Annotated in this window: 20 protein-coding genes; 7 read left to right on the forward strand and 13 right to left on the reverse strand. The window is 34.3% G+C overall.

Annotated features, from left to right (window positions below; all coding sequences use genetic code 11):
- Positions 1-59: 59 nt before the first annotated feature.
- Positions 60-1,175: an aminopeptidase gene (locus LPC09_RS19120; protein ID WP_231308030.1), complete on the forward strand. Its 1,116-nt coding sequence runs from the start codon at positions 60-62 to the stop codon at positions 1,173-1,175.
- Positions 1,176-1,232: 57 nt separating this feature from the next.
- On the opposite strand, the gene murC is transcribed toward LPC09_RS19120, so the two are convergent.
- The 6 genes from murC to LPC09_RS19150 form a co-directional block, all read right to left on the reverse strand.
- Positions 1,233-2,531 carry a UDP-N-acetylmuramate--L-alanine ligase gene (gene murC, locus LPC09_RS19125; protein ID WP_231308031.1) on the reverse strand — a complete coding sequence of 433 codons (1,299 nt, stop codon included), beginning with the start codon at positions 2,529-2,531 and terminating at the stop codon, positions 1,233-1,235.
- Between the two features lie 200 nt (positions 2,532-2,731).
- A complete protein-coding gene (locus LPC09_RS19130) occupies positions 2,732-3,373 on the reverse strand; it encodes a hypothetical protein (protein ID WP_231308032.1) in 642 nt (213 codons plus the stop codon).
- Positions 3,374-3,522: 149 nt separating this feature from the next.
- Complete coding sequence (locus LPC09_RS19135; protein ID WP_231308033.1) at positions 3,523-6,135, reverse strand: DNA translocase FtsK; 2,613 nt, start codon at positions 6,133-6,135, stop codon at positions 3,523-3,525.
- 427 nt (positions 6,136-6,562) lie between these two features.
- On the reverse strand, positions 6,563-7,366 hold the full coding sequence (locus LPC09_RS19140) for a DUF1444 domain-containing protein (protein ID WP_231308034.1): 804 nt from the start codon (positions 7,364-7,366) through the stop codon (positions 6,563-6,565).
- Positions 7,367-7,417: 51 nt separating this feature from the next.
- Positions 7,418-7,735, reverse strand: a complete 318-nt coding sequence (locus tag LPC09_RS19145) for a thioredoxin family protein (protein WP_231308035.1) — start codon at positions 7,733-7,735, stop codon at positions 7,418-7,420.
- A 186-nt stretch (positions 7,736-7,921) separates the two neighbouring features.
- A complete protein-coding gene (locus LPC09_RS19150) occupies positions 7,922-8,419 on the reverse strand; it encodes a hypothetical protein (RefSeq protein ID WP_231308036.1) in 498 nt (165 codons plus the stop codon).
- A 194-nt stretch (positions 8,420-8,613) separates the two neighbouring features.
- Here LPC09_RS19150 and LPC09_RS19155 point away from each other — a divergent pair, with 194 nt between their 5' ends.
- The gene (locus tag LPC09_RS19155; RefSeq protein ID WP_231308037.1) at positions 8,614-9,057 is read left to right on the forward strand and encodes a YtoQ family protein; all 444 of its coding nucleotides are present in this window, start codon (positions 8,614-8,616) and stop codon (positions 9,055-9,057) included.
- A 362-nt stretch (positions 9,058-9,419) separates the two neighbouring features.
- On the forward strand, positions 9,420-11,003 hold the full coding sequence (locus LPC09_RS19160) for an IS1182 family transposase (RefSeq protein WP_231308038.1): 1,584 nt from the start codon (positions 9,420-9,422) through the stop codon (positions 11,001-11,003).
- A gap of 117 nt (positions 11,004-11,120) precedes the next feature.
- Here the strand turns inward: LPC09_RS19160 and LPC09_RS19165 are convergent, their stop codons facing one another.
- Positions 11,121-11,987: a R2-like ligand-binding oxidase gene (locus tag LPC09_RS19165; protein ID WP_098794973.1), complete on the reverse strand. Its 867-nt coding sequence runs from the start codon at positions 11,985-11,987 to the stop codon at positions 11,121-11,123.
- Between the two features lie 36 nt (positions 11,988-12,023).
- Positions 12,024-12,260 (reverse strand): hypothetical protein, encoded by a 237-nt coding sequence (locus LPC09_RS19170; protein WP_231308039.1) that lies wholly within the window; start codon positions 12,258-12,260, stop codon positions 12,024-12,026.
- 223 nt (positions 12,261-12,483) lie between these two features.
- On the opposite strand from LPC09_RS19170, the gene LPC09_RS19175 reads away from it, so the two are divergent.
- Complete coding sequence (locus LPC09_RS19175) at positions 12,484-13,143, forward strand: hypothetical protein (RefSeq protein WP_231308040.1); 660 nt, start codon at positions 12,484-12,486, stop codon at positions 13,141-13,143.
- The gene (locus tag LPC09_RS19180; RefSeq protein ID WP_231308041.1) at positions 13,136-14,194 is read left to right on the forward strand and encodes an alpha/beta fold hydrolase; all 1,059 of its coding nucleotides are present in this window, start codon (positions 13,136-13,138) and stop codon (positions 14,192-14,194) included. Before LPC09_RS19175 ends, LPC09_RS19180 begins: the two co-directional genes overlap by 8 nt.
- Before the next feature lie 47 nt (positions 14,195-14,241).
- Here LPC09_RS19180 and LPC09_RS19185 read toward each other — a convergent pair whose 3' ends face one another.
- Together LPC09_RS19185 and LPC09_RS19190 are read right to left on the reverse strand one after the other, a co-directional pair.
- Entirely contained in the window at positions 14,242-14,766 is a 525-nt protein-coding gene (locus LPC09_RS19185; RefSeq protein WP_231308042.1) for a DUF84 family protein, read from the reverse strand.
- 22 nt (positions 14,767-14,788) lie between these two features.
- Positions 14,789-15,862 (reverse strand): M42 family metallopeptidase, encoded by a 1,074-nt coding sequence (locus LPC09_RS19190; RefSeq protein ID WP_231308043.1) that lies wholly within the window; start codon positions 15,860-15,862, stop codon positions 14,789-14,791.
- 256 nt (positions 15,863-16,118) lie between these two features.
- Here LPC09_RS19190 and LPC09_RS19195 point away from each other — a divergent pair, with 256 nt between their 5' ends.
- On the forward strand, positions 16,119-16,430 hold the full coding sequence (locus LPC09_RS19195) for a PepSY domain-containing protein (RefSeq protein ID WP_098794967.1): 312 nt from the start codon (positions 16,119-16,121) through the stop codon (positions 16,428-16,430).
- 52 nt (positions 16,431-16,482) lie between these two features.
- On the opposite strand, the gene LPC09_RS19200 is transcribed toward LPC09_RS19195, so the two are convergent.
- Entirely contained in the window at positions 16,483-17,328 is an 846-nt protein-coding gene (locus tag LPC09_RS19200) for a YtnP family quorum-quenching lactonase (RefSeq protein ID WP_231308044.1), read from the reverse strand.
- Positions 17,329-17,458: 130 nt separating this feature from the next.
- Entirely contained in the window at positions 17,459-18,103 is a 645-nt protein-coding gene (gene trmB / locus LPC09_RS19205) for a tRNA (guanosine(46)-N7)-methyltransferase TrmB (protein ID WP_098794965.1), read from the reverse strand.
- A gap of 243 nt (positions 18,104-18,346) precedes the next feature.
- On the opposite strand from trmB, the gene LPC09_RS19210 reads away from it, so the two are divergent.
- On the forward strand, positions 18,347-18,634 hold the full coding sequence (locus LPC09_RS19210) for a YtzH-like family protein (protein WP_373995127.1): 288 nt from the start codon (positions 18,347-18,349) through the stop codon (positions 18,632-18,634).
- Here the strand turns inward: LPC09_RS19210 and LPC09_RS19215 are convergent.
- Complete coding sequence (locus LPC09_RS19215) at positions 18,631-19,431, reverse strand: phosphotransferase family protein (RefSeq protein ID WP_121663092.1); 801 nt, start codon at positions 19,429-19,431, stop codon at positions 18,631-18,633. The genes LPC09_RS19210 and LPC09_RS19215 overlap by 4 nt on opposite strands.
- Between the last annotated feature and the right edge of the window lie 169 nt (positions 19,432-19,600).

Consider the following 19,600-nt stretch of genomic DNA (forward strand, 5'->3'; position numbering starts at 1 on the left):
CATTGTTTTACTAAGATGGGGTAAAATAGAGATGCATCTCATTAAAAGGAGGATTTCAATTGAAAGATCCACGTATTGAAACATTAGCAAAAAACCTAATAAATTATTCAATTAAATTACAAAAGGGTGAAAAAGTACTGATTGAAAATTTCGGACTTCAACGCGAACTCGTTGTTGCCCTTGTAAAAGAAGCTTATGCTGCAGGGGGTTATCCTTTTGTATCTCTTAAAGATCACCAAGTAGATCGCGCTCTAATGATAGGAGGACAAGAGGAACAATATAACATGATTGCTCAATTTGAAGCACAGGTTATGAGTCAGATGGATGCCTATATCGGTCTTCGTTCCGGGGATAATATTAATGAGCTTGCAGATGTTCCTGATGATAAGATGAAATTACAAGGAAAAACAGTTGGACAAAAAGTACATAGAGAAATCAGGGTACCAAAAACAAGATGGGTGGTTTTACGCTATCCAACATCATCCATGGCTCAATTAGCAAAAATGAGTACGGAACAATTTGAAGATTTTTATTTTAATGTTTGTAATTTAGATTATAGTAAGATGGACAAAGCGATGGATGCATTAGTTGAACTTATGAACAAAACAGATAAAGTACGATTAACAGGTGTGGATACTGACTTAAGCTTTTCAATTAGTGATATTCCTTCTATTAAATGTTCTGGTCAGATGAACATTCCTGATGGAGAGGTTTATACTGCACCAGTCCGTGATTCAGTAAATGGAAAAATTACATATAACACACCTTCTCCATATAATGGATTTACCTATGAAAATGTACAATTAACGTTTAAAGACGGAAAAATTATTGAAGCAACAGCAAATGATACAGAAAGAATTAATAAGATTTTTGATACAGATGAAGGAGCTCGCTTCATTGGAGAATTTGCAATTGGTGTGAATCCTTTTATTCAACATCCAATGCAGGATATTTTATTTGATGAAAAAATTGATGGCAGCTTTCACTTTACACCTGGACAAGCGTATGAAGATGCCTTTAATGGAAATAACTCCAACATCCACTGGGATATGGTGATGATTCAACGTCCTGAGTACGGAGGAGGCGAAATTTATTTTGATGATGTATTAATTCGTAAAGATGGTCGGTTTGTGATCCCTGAATTAGATGCATTAAATCCTGAGAATCTAAAATAATCATTTATATGTAAACAGCTGACTTTCGATAAGAAAGTCAGCTGTTTTTTATTTTGTTTAAACTAAAACATTTTCATATGCTTCTTGATATTTCTGAATATCACCGGCACCCATAAATACTAATACAGCCGAATCATGAGCCTTAAGAACAGATGTTTCATCTTCTCTAATTAAATTAGAATGATCAATTTTCTCCAGTAAGTTGTCTATAGTAAGCTTTCCAACATTTTCACGTGCAGACCCAAATATGTCACATAGATAAACATAATCTGCTCTTTGTAAGCTTTCTGCAAACTCTTCTAAAAACGATTGTGTTCTTGTAAATGTATGTGGTTGAAACACAGCAACAACATCTCTGTCAGGATATTTTTGTCTAGCAGCATCAATTGTTGCATTAATTTCTGTTGGGTGATGAGCATAGTCATCAATTAATATTTGATTCCCAATTTTTTTCTCGTTAAAACGTCTTTTAACACCTTGAAATGTTTGCAATCTTTCTTGAATAATCTCTACGTCAATTCCTTCATAATGACAAAGAGCAATAACTGATAATGCATTTAGTACACTATGGTCTCCATATGAAGTGATCTTGAACGAAGCATAGAATGTATTGCGTACAAATACATCAAATGAAGTACCATCAGTTGACTTTACAACATTTCTTGCTTGAAAGTCATTGTCTTCACCGAATCCATAATAAACAACAGGTACTTTCGCTTGAATTTGTTGAAGCTGTTCATCATCACCACAGGCGATGATCCCTTTTTTAACTTGAATTGCCATTTCTTGAAACGCGCTAAAAACATCCTCAATACTTGAAAAATAGTCAGGATGATCAAAATCAATATTGGTCATAATCGCATAATCAGGTTCGTAAGATAAGAAATGCCTACGATATTCACATGCTTCAAAAATAAAATATTTACTATCCGGTACCCCACTACCAGTACCGTCACCGATTAAGTATGACGTTGGTTCTGCACCCTGAATCACATGAGAAAGTAATCCTGTTGTGGATGTTTTTCCGTGTACACCAGTTATCCCTACACTTATATACTTTTGGAGAAACTCCCCTAAAAAGCGATGATAACGAATAACAGGTAAACCTAAAGAATTAGCTTCTACAATTTCTTCATGTGTATCGGGATACGCATTTCCTGCAATGATTGTTAAGCCTTCTTTAATATTATCTTTTGAAAAAGGTAATATCTTAATATTACGTGCTTCTAAGGCCTTTTCTGTAAACACTTTTTTCTCAATATCAGAGCCCTGAACTTCGTAATTCATATCATGTAAAATCTGTGCAAGGGCACTCATTCCAGTCCCTTTAATTCCAACAAAATGATAAACAGTCATAATAAGAACCTCCAACAAACGTCTATCTGATTGACAGTATATGACGCTTATCTTGATTTGCAACCCATGTATATAATACGATTAAGAATCGCTTCTAATTTCTTGTGTTTTTTAATATGTAATCAGCTTACGAAAATATATTATATCATTTGCCATTCATTATGACCATGAAAAATAAAGTTTACAACTTTATCCACCTTTTATTTCACTGATTGACTAGTCCAACTATATTTTATGGAATATTTCTTTAAAAATGTACGCCAGCTTTCGTTACTTTTTTTAAATTCCGTTAATAACAAATCAATTAAGGTATGATCCTGTTGAATAAACATATCGCTTACACATAATTGTCCATCTAGTAAAGGTATTGATCTAAGAAACAAAATGCTTGAAGGCTCGACCTCTTCAACCTTTCTATCCGTTTTAATCACACACTCTTCACCAGTAAGTAATTTCTTAGCATGTATATTCTCTCCAACCGTTTTTATTACTTTAAACGGTTCAAGTACACTCGCCATAAAAAGGGCATGGACAACAGAATCTAGTGGGTGCTTTTGTCCATTTTCGTTTTTAATATAGCTTTGATAAATAGTCATGCCACTAATTGTTACATAATCGTAAGTAAACCAATCATTAAAAAGCTTTTCTTGTAAAGAAGAAAAAACAACACCTTTTTCTAAAGAAATTTGTTCAGAAAAGATATGCTTTGCTTTTACTTTTTCTCTAATATTAACTTGACGTTCTAAATACGTATGCGCAGCAGATGTATGTTGAGAAACAAAGCTGACTAATTGGTTTTCTTTTTCCTCACGAAGATTATGAAGATAAACAATATTATCCATACTACAACCCTACTTCAAGTTATGTAAAATTACTTTTTTCCTTCACTGAAACACCTTTAACATAACCTACTTTGATAAACGTATAATAGCATATCTTGAATGATGTTTTAAAGGTAACCAATTAAGACTGGTTACCTTTATTTATCTTATTACACATTACTTTCATGAATAGAATCAAGCTCTTCTTCCGAAATTAAAACATCTCTAGGTTTGCTGCCACGATTTTCAGAGATAATTCCTTGGTCTTCCATCATGTCAATTAGGCGTGCTGCTCGATTATAGCCAATTCTAAATCTTCTTTGTAAGCTTGATGTCGAAGCTCCACCTTGATTAACAACAAATTCACATGCTTCTACAAATAATTCATCTTCCTCAGATTGAATGGTTGCTTTTTTCACCAATTCCTCTTGATGAAACAAATATTCCGGTTTTGATTGAAGCTTCACATGCTTTACGACTCTTTCAATCTCTTCATCTGATACAAAAGTACCTTGAAGACGAACTGCTTTTGATGACCCATTTTCCAAAAAGAGCATATCACCCTTACCAAGAAGTTTTTCTGCACCGCTCACGTCAATAATTGTTCTTGAATCAACTTGAGATGAAACAGAAAAGGCTATCCTAGTTGGAATATTAGCTTTGATCAAACCAGTGATTACATCAACAGATGGGCGTTGGGTCGCAACGATTAAGTGAATTCCACACGCCCTAGCTTTTTGTGCAATACGGCAAATGGCTTCCTCTACATCATTAGGAGCAACCATCATTAAGTCAGCAAGCTCATCAATAACAATAACAAGATATGGGAGATGTTCTCCCTGATTATGTTCCTTAACAAGCTGATTATATCTCGTAATCTCTCTTGTGCCGGAGTGAGCAAATAATTCGTAACGTCTTTCCATCTCCTCAACAGCCCATTTCAATGCAGCAGTTGCAGCCTTCACATCCGTTATTACAGGACTGACAAGGTGTGGAATATCATTATAAGGTGCTAATTCAACCATTTTTGGATCAATTAACATTAATTTCACTTCATGTGGTGAGGCTTTATATAATAAACTCACCAAAATTGTGTTTATACAAACACTTTTACCTGATCCTGTTGCTCCAGCTATAAGACCATGAGGCATTTTTTTCAAATCAGTAACTGCTGGCTGACCAGCAATATCTAAACCTAGTACTGCGGTCATAGGGGAAGGATTATTACGAAATTCTGAACTTCTTAAAATCTCGCGTAAATAAACCATTTTACCTACCTTATTCGGCACCTCAATTCCAATCGTATTTTTCCCTGGAATTGGAGCCTCAATCCTAATATCCTTAGCAGCTAAACTTAATTTAATATCATCACTTAAGTTTGTAATTTTGTTAACTTTCACTCCCGGTTCGGGATGAACTTCAAATCTTGTTACAGAAGGCCCTTGGGTTACATTTACTACACTTGCTCTCACATTAAAATTCTTTAATGTAAGGTTTAGAAGGTCTTTTTGTGACTCAAGCCATGTATGGTCTTCTGTTAATTCTTTTTCTGGTATATTTAAAAATCCAAGCGATGGAAATTGATAACTCCCTACCTGTGCTTGTTCTTGAGTTTTTTCTTGTGTTTGTTCTTGTGTTTGTTCTTGAACTTGCACTGTTTTTTCACGAATTTTTTGCTTATCTCTTCCAAGCATCATGACGTTAAATGGTAATGTTTTTCGATTATTGCTTTCTTGTTTAGGCGTTTCTGGTTGGTGTAAGATTGGTTCTTCTTGTTCTTTTATTGATTCTTCAAATGACTCATTTTCAAATCCTGAAACCTTTGTTTCCTCAAAAAATGTCTCGCTTTGATCTTCATTTAGATAAAATTCAGTTTGTTCTTCTTCTTCATATTGATCATTATATGATGGTTTCATTTCAACACTTTCTTGTTCAATTTGTTCAATTTCTAGAGCTTGATCAAATTCAACAGGTGGTTGTTTCTTATTAAACTCAGTTTTAACAATGGAAAGTGCTTCATCTACAAGATCATCATCTTCCTTATCATCAATCACCGTATCAGCATTTGTTTCATATACCATTTCTTCGATCTCATGATCTTCAAGAGAGTATGTAACTGTAGTCTCCTCTTCTTGTTGAAATTCGTCAGAACGGTCATATTGTTCAATAGTTGTTGCTTGCTGGTCATTTTCTTCCTGTATTTTTAAAGCAGCAGGAGTATCTGCCATTTCATAATTAGACTGTATTGGAACCTCTGTTTCCATCTTGTAAGTAACAGATTCCTCCATGTAACTGCTATCCGCTAAACTTTGTGGTTGTTTTTGTTTCGTATGCTGTGTTTCTCTACTTTGCATCCTCTCTTCTTTTGATTGAAAACCATAAATCGGAGATGGGATGGAAGTAGGGTAAAATGGTTGTTTCTTTTTTATTGGTTTTTCCTCTACATTTTCCTCGATGTATCTTTTCTTCACAGATTTATGATTTGGCAAGACAGGTCTTACTTCGCTCTTTGTTTGAAGTTTTTCATGACTTGAACGCCTTGGCCGCATATCTCTTGATGTTTGTTTTTCATCAGGTATCATTGGAAAACGGAAATTCCCTTTAGGATATTGATAAGAAACTCTTGCTTCTGCCTTATGATGATTTTGTGTTTCATTCTCACTCTTTGAAACACTCCCTATGTTTCTTTGAGCTTCTTGCTCATGTTCTCTCGTCTCACTGTTTTCACTTACTTTTTCGTCATCTCCTAAAAAATAAGAAAATAGTTTTTTCATCCAACTCATTTTTAATCACTCTTTCAATATATTCAGCAAAAATAATCACATACATTTACTTTCACCCTAACTCGGTGAGAGATTATGAATATTTGTATTTACAAATCTGATAAGCTTGCTTGTAAAAACATATATTCTATTGTATCAATAAATGTCTATTTTTGTAGATAAAAGTATAGTCTCTTTTGAAAAGTTATTCGTTTATATTGGACGGTGATTTTCATTAGGCATCTACTTCAAATACAAACACAAAAGAAAAGAGGTAGACCGAATATAATAATCTTATATCACGGCTGCCTCTTTTTCTTTGACAATATAGCTAATATATATGTTCGAAATAAATCTTTTCTTTAACGGGGTAAAAAAAGGAAATGATTTTTTTTGCTATAAAACATAAAGCAACCGTAAAACTACCGATTGCTTTAAGAATGCTCCCTTATTTATGAGGTTTATTTTTACCTAGTATAAAAATAGGTTCAAGCTCATTGTTTTCATATAAAAAGGATAGGGCAGTAATAGGAACTGTGCCACTTGCAAAAAAGCTCATCGTTAATTGTGCTAAAATATCATAGCCGGTATCGTTACGAACATCTACAATAATTAGCACATCTTGATGCGGAACAGCTACAGCCATTTTTCCTTCTATTTTCTCTGCAAAAGATTGTAATAAACTTTCGTTCAGAATTCTACTTGCATCATAACCATCATTTGCATTTAGAAAATAAAAAACATTACCAGCAACTAAATCTTCTTTTACGCTCGTCTTTAAAGATCTTAAGTTAAAAGCAGCTACTTCTTTAATCTGATCTTTCGTCCAATTTTCTCTTTTCATCATCTTTTCATCTATTAAGCGGTATGTACTTCCAAGATCAAGTGCATAGTAAATACGTGTTTCAGCTGTATGTTCACTATAACATAAAGCTATGCCTTCATTGCTCTCTGTTGGAAAAGACGTAGATCGAATGACTGGAAATATATTTTTTTCCTTTCCAGATAAATCTTGCTGTTCGTTCATCACTGTTAATGCTTCCTTAACATAATAAACAACTTCATCTATCGCTTTCTGCTTCGAGGTTTCATATTTTGCAATTATACCTGGAAGAGATAAGGTCACACCTTTTTTGCTAAGAGAATCCTCCACTCTTAACGTATCTTTCTCACGATCAAAATCAAATTGCCATTGTGGATTTGAAAGTTTTCCCTTTAGGGTTTCAACTAATTTTCTTGATGTCATTTTCATATTTCTTCCTCCTTCCCTTATAAGAAGTTCCACATATAAAACAATTACATGTTAAACAGTTATTGTATTGATAAATTCTTGAATTTGTTCTTTAGATTTTCTATCTTTATTTACATAACGGCCAACTTCTTTTCCTTTATGAAAGGCAACAAAGCTCGGAATACCAAATATGTCTAGTTCAACACAAAGGTCAATAAATTGATCTCGGTCTACATAATAAAATGTAAATGTACTGTTTTCTTCTTCTAGCTCTGGAAGAACTGGCTCAATCACACGGCAGTCAGGACACCAGTCTGCTGAGAACATGAAAATGAACTTTTCATTTTCTATAATTTGTTTATATTCATCTACTGATGTTAATTTTTGCATTATAATATCCTCCTAAAAAATGGTTTGTTATCATAAGTTGTTCATCTTAACTTAGTCGGCATTTGAGAACTTTTCCTCACACCTTTTGTAGATAGCATATTATCTTAAACAAAAAGCGTAGTTCTAGTGTATATGATTGTTGTATATGTTTCCACTTTCCCATCTTGCACGTAATAGAAAACCTATTTATTGAACAGAATTAGCAATCATCATCATAGCTTCAGCGTCTTCTACTACATCGTTCCCCTTAACTTCAGTAGTTACCTTTGTGCCTCCTACGCCAACTGTTACTTCATATTTATTTTCTGCAATTTTAACGACAAATAAGTAACCAAAGCGACCCTTTTGCTCAAACGTTTTTGAAATAAATGGCTCCTGATACTGCTCTGTTAGAGTTTTATAGGAAACTTTACTACTTTTTGGCTCCTTCAAATTAACAAAAAGGATATAACTTTTATTTCCATCTTCAAGTAACACATTATAATCATTTTTTTCTTTTATCTTAAAATCATTTGGCAAGTAAAATGAAAATTGTTCTGTTTCTTCATTAACTTCCAACTCCTCATTATCAAATGCCTGTTTTGTGTGATCAATAGAATCATTCCTAAGACTCTCTTCAGATTGGGTGCAACCTGAAAGTAGGACTAAAATTATGACCAGCATGAAAAAGCTATATTTCCTCATATAAATCCCCCTTTTTATGAATCCTACAGAAATTAGCAGCTATTTATTTAGACCTTAAAATTTGCTTTTACATAGAGTCTCTTACATCATAACCTCTTCTTTTTTATATTAGCAAGACAAAGTGAATAAGCTGTAATCTTTGGTTTTGGATGAAATATGGTAAAATGGATGTAAACTCTATTTGGAGGGATTTGATGGAATTTATTGTGTACTTGGCAGGAGAAATACATACAAATTGGCGCGAGCAATTAAAAAAGGAAACAGCAAAACGTAATTTACCTTTTAAATTTGTAGGACCAATGGAACGACATGATTTATCCGATGATATTGGTGAAAAAATTATTGGAGAACAACCTGGACCTGTTTACAAAGATGAAGCTGCATCAAGTATTAATAATTTGCGAACATCTTTGTTAATGAATAAAGCTGACCTTGTTATCGCACTATTTGGAGAAAAATACAAGCAGTGGAATACCGCAATGGACGCAAGTACAGCTATTACATTAAACAAACCTCTTATTTTAATAAAACCTGAACAGCTTCATCATCCATTAAAAGAGTTGTCTAATAAAGCAAATGTAACTGTTGAAAACATTCAACAAGCACTTGATGTCCTATCGTATGTAGTTGAAGCATGAGTTAAAAGGGGCTGACCCAAAAGTCTAGATTTTAGACCTTTGGGTTAGCCTTTTTTAAAAAGTGTTTTTTAAATAAAGTTAACTATAAAAACTGGTTCGTTCCATTGCGCTCCAGACACTTGCTTTCCGCGGGGAGGAAGCTGAGCCTCCTCGCCTTCGCCTGCGGGGTCTCAGCCTTTCCTCTACCTCCCGCAGGAGTCAAGTGTCTTCCGCTCCATTCCACTATCCTTTTAAAATAATATTTATTTGCAACAATCTACGAAAACAACCTTTTAAAAGACAAAATTAAAAACAAAAAAATCGCCCGATTCTGTATAATGAAGTTACCACACCACTTTATACAAGAAAGGAACGATTTTTTTATGAAATATGATCATATTTCTTTCGTTAATTATAACATGAATCAGTTAGTTCTTCCATTAGACCTTGAAATTCTCATCCCTCAAAATCATTTATCTATCATTGTTCATGAAGCTGTAGAAAAGCTAGACGATACTTTGTTGGTTCAACCTTACAAAGGTGGTGGACGCCCATCATATCATCCAAAAATGTTACTTAAAGTCATCATTTATGCTTATACACAAAAAGTTTACTCAGGAAGACAAATAGAGAAATTACTAACCGAAAATATCTACTTTATGTGGTTAAGTGGTAGTCAAACTCCTGATTTTCGTACGATTAATCGTTTTCGATCGGAGCGAATGAAAGACATAATCTATCAAGTTTTCTTTTCAATTGTAGAGTTACTACGTGAAAAAGGATTAGTCAAGCTGGAGCACTATTTTGTAGATGGGACTAAGATCGAAGCAAATGCAAATCAGTATACTTTTGTTTGGAGAAAAGCGACAGAGAAATATGAAAAAAGTTTAGATGATAAATATCGTCAACTCGCTTTACAAATTGAGCATATCCTTGAAAAAGAGGAAAAGACCGCCACTTCCATGGGGCTAGAAGAAAAGTTAAAAGAAACTCCGATTACCTCGGAACAGATTGAACAAAGTATTAAAAAGTTAGAAAAGCATTTAGAGACAGAACCCAAAAATAAAGAGGCGAAAAAAGCTGTTCGATTATTAAAGAAAGACTACCTTCCTCGAAAAGTGAAATATGAAGAACAAAATCAACTTTTCAATGGAAGAAACAGTTTCTCGAAAACAGATAATGATGCGACCTTTATGAGAATGAAGGAAGATCATATGCGAAATGGGCAGTTAAAACCAGGATATAATGTACAAACAGGAACAGAAGGTCAATTTATTACAGGTTTCTCTCTACATCAAAGAGCAGGTGATCCAGGCTGCTTAATCCCTCATCTTCAACACCTGGAGGAGCACGGAGTGAAACCAGAAAAAATAGTTGCCGATTCTGGTTATGGTAGTGAGGAAAACTATGACTTTTTAGAAAGAGAAGGACGAACAGCGTACATAAAATATAATACATTTGATCAGGAACAAAAAAGAAACTGGAAAAATAAAATCGAACGTGTAGAAAATATGGAGTACGATGAGGAACTAGATGAGTTTATATGTGCAAACAAGCAACGCCTTGTATTCCAGTATGAAACCTCAAAAACTTCTGATAATGAATATGTTTCAATTAAAAGAAAGTATTCATGTTTTGAATGTGCCGGCTGCCCTTTCCAAAAAACTTGTGCCAAAGGAAAAGAACAAAAAACAATTACAATATCACTAGAAAATCAAAGGCAACGAAAAGAGATTCGTGAACGTCTTCAGAGTGAAGAAGGACGAAAATTATATAGCCAACGAAAATGTGATGTGGAAAGTGTATTTGGACAAATAAAACATAATCAGCAGTTCAGACGCTTTTCAATGCGTGGCCTCCAAAAAAATACGATTGAATGGGGGCTTCTTTGCGTTGCACATAACTGTAAAAAAATGCAGAAGGCAATAAAAAGAAATAAAGCAAAAGAGGATATTGGATGCCAATAAGGGGGAGGAATACCCCTTTTTCATTAAAAAAATCCTACTTATTTGGTTTCTATACCAAAAATAAAGAAAGGGTGCTCAAAAGGTCGTTATTTAACAACCTTTTGAGTCACCCTCTTTTCATTTAGGTTTCATCGTATCTATTTGCTGACTTTTTGCTCTTGAAAGAATTTCTACTCTAGCTTTAAGTTGTTTTTTTGTAAATTCCATAAGCTCTGAGTTGCTTTTTTTGTCATGCTCACCTTCACCCATTATCATTCCTTCAGCATTTAGAGCTAAAGAAAGTGGTGCTAATTGTTCAAGCTTTTTTAATACTCTGTCTAGTAAATGAGGGTGTTCGTTAATTAACCTTTGTAATAAAAACGTTCCATATGCAATATGCCTTGATTCATCTATTTTTAAATGCTCAATTCCTTTTAATAACCCGGGCATTTTCCGCATTTTATTCAGACCATCTGCAAACACTTTATAACCTGTTTCTGCTAGGACTCCCTCAGAAAACATGTTATACACAGTGGCAGCATCTGCTAAACTCTCAGGTGACCTGTCTTTCCAGAGCTTCTCCATAGTTTCTGGAAGTATCTCATAAAAGAATTTACGATAGGTTTTTGAATGGAAATGTGTTAAATCCCCCTTTTCCCCAAGCTCATCCAAAACCTTCCGGAAGAATTCTGTATGTTTCGCTTCATCAAAAAGGAATGTTGTTAAAAACATTTCCTCCTCTAATCTACCTTCCTCAGCAACTACTTTTAATAGTGGTAATAAATCATGTGTAACAGCTTCTTCTCCACCTTGAAACTGTGCGAGAAGTCTTACAATCCATTCTCGATGCTTTTCACTTAGATTCTTCCAATCTTCTTTATCCTGTGAAAAGTCAATTTCATTAGGATTCCATGTCCCATATTTTTTTGCCTTTTGATACAGCTGATAGGGAAAGGAATCTGTCATTAGTCCTTTTGAGCTCGTCGTAATAAGCTTTTTTCTCAATTATATCTCCCCCCTTTATAAACACCATAAAATAGCTTAAAAAATAATTGGAAATTTATCTTTTTCATATATAGCATCAAATATTTTATATAAACCTATAAATTCTTCAAAAGTAATTCCATCTTTTAGTTCAAAATGTGTTAAAAAAGCATCTAATGTTTCAACATCCATATCATGAAATTGGCTTGATAAGATTAATTGATCGTAAATATTTCTAACTTTACTATATTGATTATTTTCGTCCAATACACTCTTAAATTGGTTTTCTTCCATCTTAAAATCCCCTCCCTAATTAGAATGAACAAACTTAGTTTATTCACACTAACATAGGTTTGTAACGGTTATTACACTAGTTGCTAGAAACTTGGACTAGATTAATTAACTATTTTAAAAACAGGCAAAGGCTCGTTCATTAATTTTTGCACAAATAATAGAATGCGCTTCTATACTATAGAAATAAATTTTTTGATTTTACTTAGATAGGAGGAGCTATAACATGAGTAAGAACGAAACACCTGAATTATTTCCTTTGCTAAAACAACTTGGTTTTACTCTGGAAAATAAACTCAATAAATATATTCAAGATAAATTAGATCATAAAGAAGTAGCAGTTGCAGCCAATTCAGCCGGTAAAGTTTTAGCACATTTAATGGAAGCTGTTCATGAATATGTAGAGCAATTATCCGCACAATTAAACTTCCCTACTAAGAAAGATGTAGGTCGTTTAGGTAAGTTAATTGTTCAGTCGGAAGATAAACTCGATGATTTGGAAGATGAAATACACGAGGTGTTAGATATGTTAAAAGATATAAAAAAGACACTTTTGAAAAACCTAACAGAACATCGCTTTGAAGGACTAGATGAAAAGCTCAGAAATGAACTGGCAGATTTAATAAAAAATCCTACTAGCCATATTAAAGAAGAAATTGTTAAACCGTTAGAGGAACTAGAAGATAAACTTAAGAAACGTGTGATTAAATGCAGTAAAGAACTATTAAAGAAGAAAAAAATGTGTATATCCTCTTCTCATTCACTGAAAGATGAACTTCATAAAGAACTAATGAAACCACCTGGTCAAGTTGATTTTCAAGAAGTAAATCAGAAACTACTACAGCTTCTTAAAGAAAAAAGAAAGAGAAAGAAAAAAAATGGATAAAAAACAACCATCCACTCCGACTTATGATCTTGATCAGGAAATAAAAAGATGGAAAACTTTCTTTGGGGTATGGAGTAGTCCTGAGCCTAAAGTTGGGGCTACACCTAGAGAAGCTGTTTGGAAAAAGAATAAAGCAACATTATGGTACTATGCGCCTGCTGAAAAAAAATATAAGGTACCTTTATTTCTCGTTTATTCATTAGTTAATCAGCCGTTTATTTTAGACATGGCACCTGGTAACAGTGCCATTGAAAATTTCACACGAAACGGCTTTGAAGTGTATTTATTAGATTTTGGTATCCCAGGATATGAAGACAAAGACATTACTGCGAGTGACTATGTTGTTGATTATATTCAAAAAGGTGTTCGACGAGCATTAAGACATTCAGGTGCTGAAGAAGTTACAATCATTGGCTATTGCTTAGGTGGTACTCTTGCAACCATGTATGCCACAATTGCCGACGAACCAATTCGCAACTTGATTTTAAATGTATCGCCAATCGATTTTGAAACAGTTCCTTTTTTTGAGGAACTAGCTAATGCAAGTAAAGAAGGCAAACTTGATGTGAGTGAGCTGCTTGATACAATCGGTCTTATTTCCGGAAATTCTATGAAAGCAGCCATGAGGATGGTGACAAACCCCATCTATTTTAGTCCTTACTTATCATTACTGAATAAAGCATATGATGATGAATATGTAAAAAAGTGGAAGAGGCTGAAAAAATGGACAGATGGACATATCCCATTTACAGGTGCAGCTATGAGGGAGTTAATGCAGGAATTAGGAAAACAAAACAAATTGATTAATGGCGGATTAATGATTCATGGCAAAGAGGCAAACTTAGCTAATATTACTGCTAATCTGCTTGTTATATCAACTGATTTTGACAGACTTGTATTAAAAGAGCAAAATATTCGTGTCATTGACTTTGTTTCAAGTAAAGATAAAACCTTTAAATTAGAAAATGGAGGCCATACAACTCGGGCAAATGATAAAGATTTACCCCCTTTCTTAGCCAACTGGCTTCCTCAACGTTCTGACCCTATTTAAATTCTAAACCCTTCAGTAAAGAGATAACTGAAGGGTTTTCTTACTTCTTATTTATGTTTCTGTTGATATAAATATTGACCGATAAGAAGACTTGAAAGTTCTTGGAACATTTTTGTGCGATCTACAAGTCCATTTGTAAAGACTCCAATTGCCCCTTCATTTTGGCGAACATTGTTTTTCTTTACATAATCGTCCATTACATCCCCTAATTCACGTCCACTAAAAACAAGATCACCTATTTCATCAGGAATCATTATTCTAGCCCCACCTGCAATAATTGGTTGTGACTTAGGTGCAGCAAGTGCTCCCCAATTACATAAAAAATAACCAAAATCTGTTTTTACCAGGCCACCTTCTAAACCTACCCCAAGATCTGAGTCTGAACCTTCAGCCTTAAGAGCATTTTTCGCTCGGTTCATAGCACCTGTTAACGTTTCGTGATCAGTTATAGGCTGTGCAGAAACATTTGATGAAACATTTGTTGATATAAATTCTGCATCTACATGTTTAGCAAAGGCACCTTTTACTGCATTTACTTTTGTCGGATTTTTTGTTCCAATTGCTATTCTCACGGTATGCCTCTCCCTTATTCTCTTAGGAATTCTCTTTTATTGTTGTAACCGTTGTTGCATCACATTGTTTAACTAACCGTATGAGAAGCTCTTTTGCTGCTGCATAATCATCAACATGAAGAATAGATCCAGAAGTATGGATATAGCGGGAGCTTACTCCAATTACAGTCGAAGGAACACCTTGATTTGATACATGTACTCGACCTGCATCTGTTCCTCCCTGTGAAACAAAATATTGATAAGGAATCTTATTTGTTTCTGCTGTATCGAGAACAAACTCCCTCATTCCACGATGTGTAACCATCGATCTGTCGTAAATTCGTAGAACTGCTCCCTTGCCAATATGACCAAACTCTTTTTTATCTCCACTCATATCATTTGCCGGACCAGCATCTAATGCGAAAAACAAATCTGGTTTAATCATATTTGCGGCTGTTTGCGCACCTCTTAATCCAACCTCTTCCTGTACTGTCGCACCTGAATATAATGTATTTGGCAGCTTATCATCTTTTAACTCTTTTAATAATTCAATTGCAAGTCCACATCCATAGCGATTATCCCAAGCTTTGGCTAAAATTTTCTTAGGGTTTGCCATAGGTGTAAATGGACAAATAGGGACAATTTGTTGACCTGGTTTGATTCCAATTTTCTTTGCATCATCACGATTATCTGCCCCAATGTCAACAAGCATGTTCTTCATGTCCATTGGTTTTGCGCGCTGACTTTCACTCAACAAATGAGGTGGTATCGAGCCTATAACCCCAATAACAGGTCCATTGTCTGTAATAATCTGTACTCTTTGTGCAAGAAGTACCTGACTCCACCATCCACCTAATGGCTGAAAACGCAGCATCCCATTATCTGTTATAGCAGTAACCATAAATCCTACTTCATCCATATGTCCAGCTACCATAATCGTTGGATCGTTTTCCTCGCCTTTTCGAACCCCAAAGATCCCACCTAATTTATCCTGAACAATTTTATCTGATATTGGCTCTAATTGACTTTTCATAAATGCACGTACTTGATGCTCATTCCCTGGTGCACCCGGCAGCTCTGTTAATGTTTTAAACAACTCTAATGTTTCTTGATTCATGTTTTCCCTCTTTTCATCTTTTTTAAATTTTTTTTATGTACTCTAGATCTTTTTTATATAACACAATTCCTTATATTAGCCTTGATTTTTATGTAATGACTTCTTTGATTCAATAGCCCGTCATACTAAAACATACTATTACCTCATCTAATCGTTCTTAACATGACTTAAAGGTTTCTGTATACTAATTATAGAGTTGAAACTTTAGATACCCAAACACAGTGTTAAAGACATATAAAAAAGGGGTGTATGAAACGTGAAAAGCAAATATTTTTTACTTGGCTTAGGCTTAGGTATTGCCGGGACGTATTTAGTAAAAGACCAATTAAAATCAAGCAAAATTTCATCTGAAAAAGCACTTGAAATCGTGAAAAAAGCCTTTAAGGAAAAAGGATCCATTGATGGGTCTTGGATTTATACAGTTCCAGAAAACTTCTCAACTGACCATTTGTCTTATGAAGTTTATAAAGCAGGTGTGTCTCGAACTGTACAGGATCAATTAGAGCAGTATGAGGCTTTTGTTGACACAAACAGCGGAACAATTGTTCATGTTGAAAAAATTAACTAAGCAGTATCGCTTAAAGTCGGGCATTTCATTTGAAATGCCCTTATCCTCTTAACTATGTTCTAACTCGATCTAGTTTACCGATTATTTCACCTTGTTCATTCCACTTTATGCTCCGGTAAAATGCATCATGATAAAAGGTAAACCAGGCATTTTTATTTCCAGCAAAATTCAACCATGTTTGTTTCTTTTCTATTGAAGTCATAGGGTAGTCATCATATGCAAGGACCCAAAGAGGGTTTTTATGAGCATGTGTTGGCATTAAGTCAGCCATATGAACGATTGTTTCTCCCCCGTCTTGAATAACAATAATAGAATGACCATCACTATGCCCACCAGTGTGGTACATAGTAATTCCTTCTTCAATTAATAGTGATGTTTGAAACGTTTCAACCTGTTCTTGAATTGGCTCCCAATTTTCTTGCCAATAAGTATTTTTTGATCGTATATTTGGATTTCTCATTTCTTCCCACTCAGTTGAAGAAGTAATGATCTTCGCTTTAGGAAATACGGATGTTAATTGCCCATTCTTCCATTTCGTGAGACCGCAAGCATGATCAAAATGCATATGAGTCATTAATACATAGTCTATATCATTTGTTGTTAGGCCCAATTGTTCTAGACTTTCTTCAACAGAAGACTCTTCTTGAATACCATAATTCCGAAGCTGCTTTTCACTAAACTTTCCTGCACCTATTCCAGATTCAATTAAAATATGTAACCCATCTTTTTGAATCAAGATTGGATCTGTTCGCAGTTCAATTTGATTTTTTTCATTAACAGGATATTTTTTAGACCATAACGGCTTTGGGACTACCCCAAACATTGCCCCACCATCAAGAAAAGTTACTCCACCCTTTAACCATGTCATCTTCGTTTGACCAATTTGAAATGTTTCCATTAACATCCCCTCCCCATCTATTATTTTACCATAGAGATAATCGTTAGGAAAAAGATGTGAGATCCTCTAATCAATAGCATAAAACGCAAAAAAGGAAATGGCCATTATCACCATTTCCTCAAAACACAACTTATTCATTCATATACTTAGCTTCTACACGATAAATACGTTGACCTTTTTCAGAAAATTTCTCTTCATATTCGGTCATAACATTTCCTTCAAAATCACTTTTATGAAGATCAAGACTAATATATTTTAAGCGAAGTCCATATTCTGAAAAACTAATAAGAGAATACTCAAATAATCCCTGGTTGTCTGTTTTGAAATGGATTTCTCCACCTTTTACAAGCACGCTCTCATACATTTGTAAAAAACTCTTATAAGTAAGACGTCGCTTTGCATGACGTACTTTTGGCCATGGATCAGAAAAATTCAGGTAGACACGATCTATTTCTCCTTGATCAAAATACTCTGTTAAATTTTTGGCATTCACGTTAAGCAACTTAAAATTTGAAAGTTGCTTATCAACTGCTTTTTGAATTGCAGCCACAATCACACTATCAAATAGCTCTATGCCAATATAATTAATGTTAGGGTTTTGTTGAGACATTCCTGCTAGAAATTGCCCTTTCCCTGTTCCTACTTCTATATGAATTGGGTTTTGATTACCGAACACTTCATGCCATTTCCCTTTATAATTTTCAGGGTTTGAAATAGCATAGTCAGAATGCTCAGCGATAAATTCACCAGCCCAAGGTTTATTACGTAAACGCATGAAGACACCTCTATCGTTATTATATCGTTCTAAAACATAACATGAAAAAAGCTTGTTCGCAAGGCTTATCTAAGTACACCTATTTAGGAATTGTGTAACTTACACTTCTTCTTTCATTACAATAAAAAGACTGACTTTTATCCAGTCAGTACCTAAGTAAAAATTGATTTTCTAATAATAAGATTTACTTGTATATTTTTACTTAATAAACACAAATTAAGGTATATGGCTTATTTAAAAGGAGTGTTAATTTTGCCAATTCAATACCAGGATCAGGTAAACTTATTAAAAGATATTTTATCAGATCATCAAAGTGAATGCTGTGGAACTGTAGCAGAGTGTGAACAGCTGGAAAGAGTCATAAAATCTCTTATGGTTCATTCAAATACGAATCAACAATCAAAGGAACTACTTGAAGATATATATAACTATAGCCAAACGGGCAAATATTCAGCATCATTAGATCAACATATAGAATCACATCAAAATCAATTATCACAATGGATTAATGATATTGATACGTATTCTTAACGGTTTTTTATTTTATCAAGTATGATTCTAATATGCTCAACCCAGTTTTGCTTTTCTTTTTCGTTTTCTTTTGCATGGTACCATAAAAAAGAGGTTAAAGCTTGCAATAGCACATACCAATAAATTCTAGTTGTTAAATGCTCGTCCAGCTCCAAACCGTATGATAAAAGCCATTCTGTCCAATCAGCTTCATCGATATACCAGTAAAGTAAAATGCCTATATCAATAGCAGGATCAGCAATCATAGCTCCATCCCAATCAACTAAATATAATTGATTATCCTCAGATAGAAGCCAGTTATTATGGTTCACATCACAATGGCAGACAACTTGGTCATTACATTGAACATTTGGCAATTGTTTGACTAAGAGCTCTATAGCTTCAGTAATTTCAGGAATATCGAATCCTTCAAAAGCAACTGCTTGCCAAATATCTTCAATTATGGAGTTTGGAGTGAGCGGTTGCTTTCCTAATCTTCTCAGCATATCTAAAAGCTCTTTTGAACGATGAATTTTATGCAGCAATTCAGCAACATTTTGCCCATTCATGTCCTTTGGCTTTAACTCGCGGCCAATTAGGCGGTGTTGTGCTGTAATCACATCACCGTTTTCCATCCGCTTTGTCCACACTAACTTTGGAACGATGCCTTCTGCAGAGAGTACGGCTAAGAATGGAGAACTGTTTCGCTTTAAAAAAAGCTCCTGCCCTTCTTTTGTTGCAAAATATGCATCTCCTGTTGCTCCTCCAGCAGGTGTAATTTTCCACTCGCTACCTAATACTTGTTCCAACCAGTTCACCTTCAATTTCAACCCAACATTTCGTATAAAAATTTATGAAAAAGTTATTTTTCTTTAGGTTCTTACAATAGTATAAATAATCGCTAATATAAAAAGGATAGCTATTAGTGATTATAGACTCTTTGCACTATAGCCATCCTATTAAATTTTAGCCTCTTAGACTAAGACT

Origin of the sequence: Metabacillus sp. B2-18, assembly GCF_021117275.1 — a bacterium.
Classification (GTDB): Bacteria; Bacillota; Bacilli; order Bacillales; family Bacillaceae; genus Metabacillus.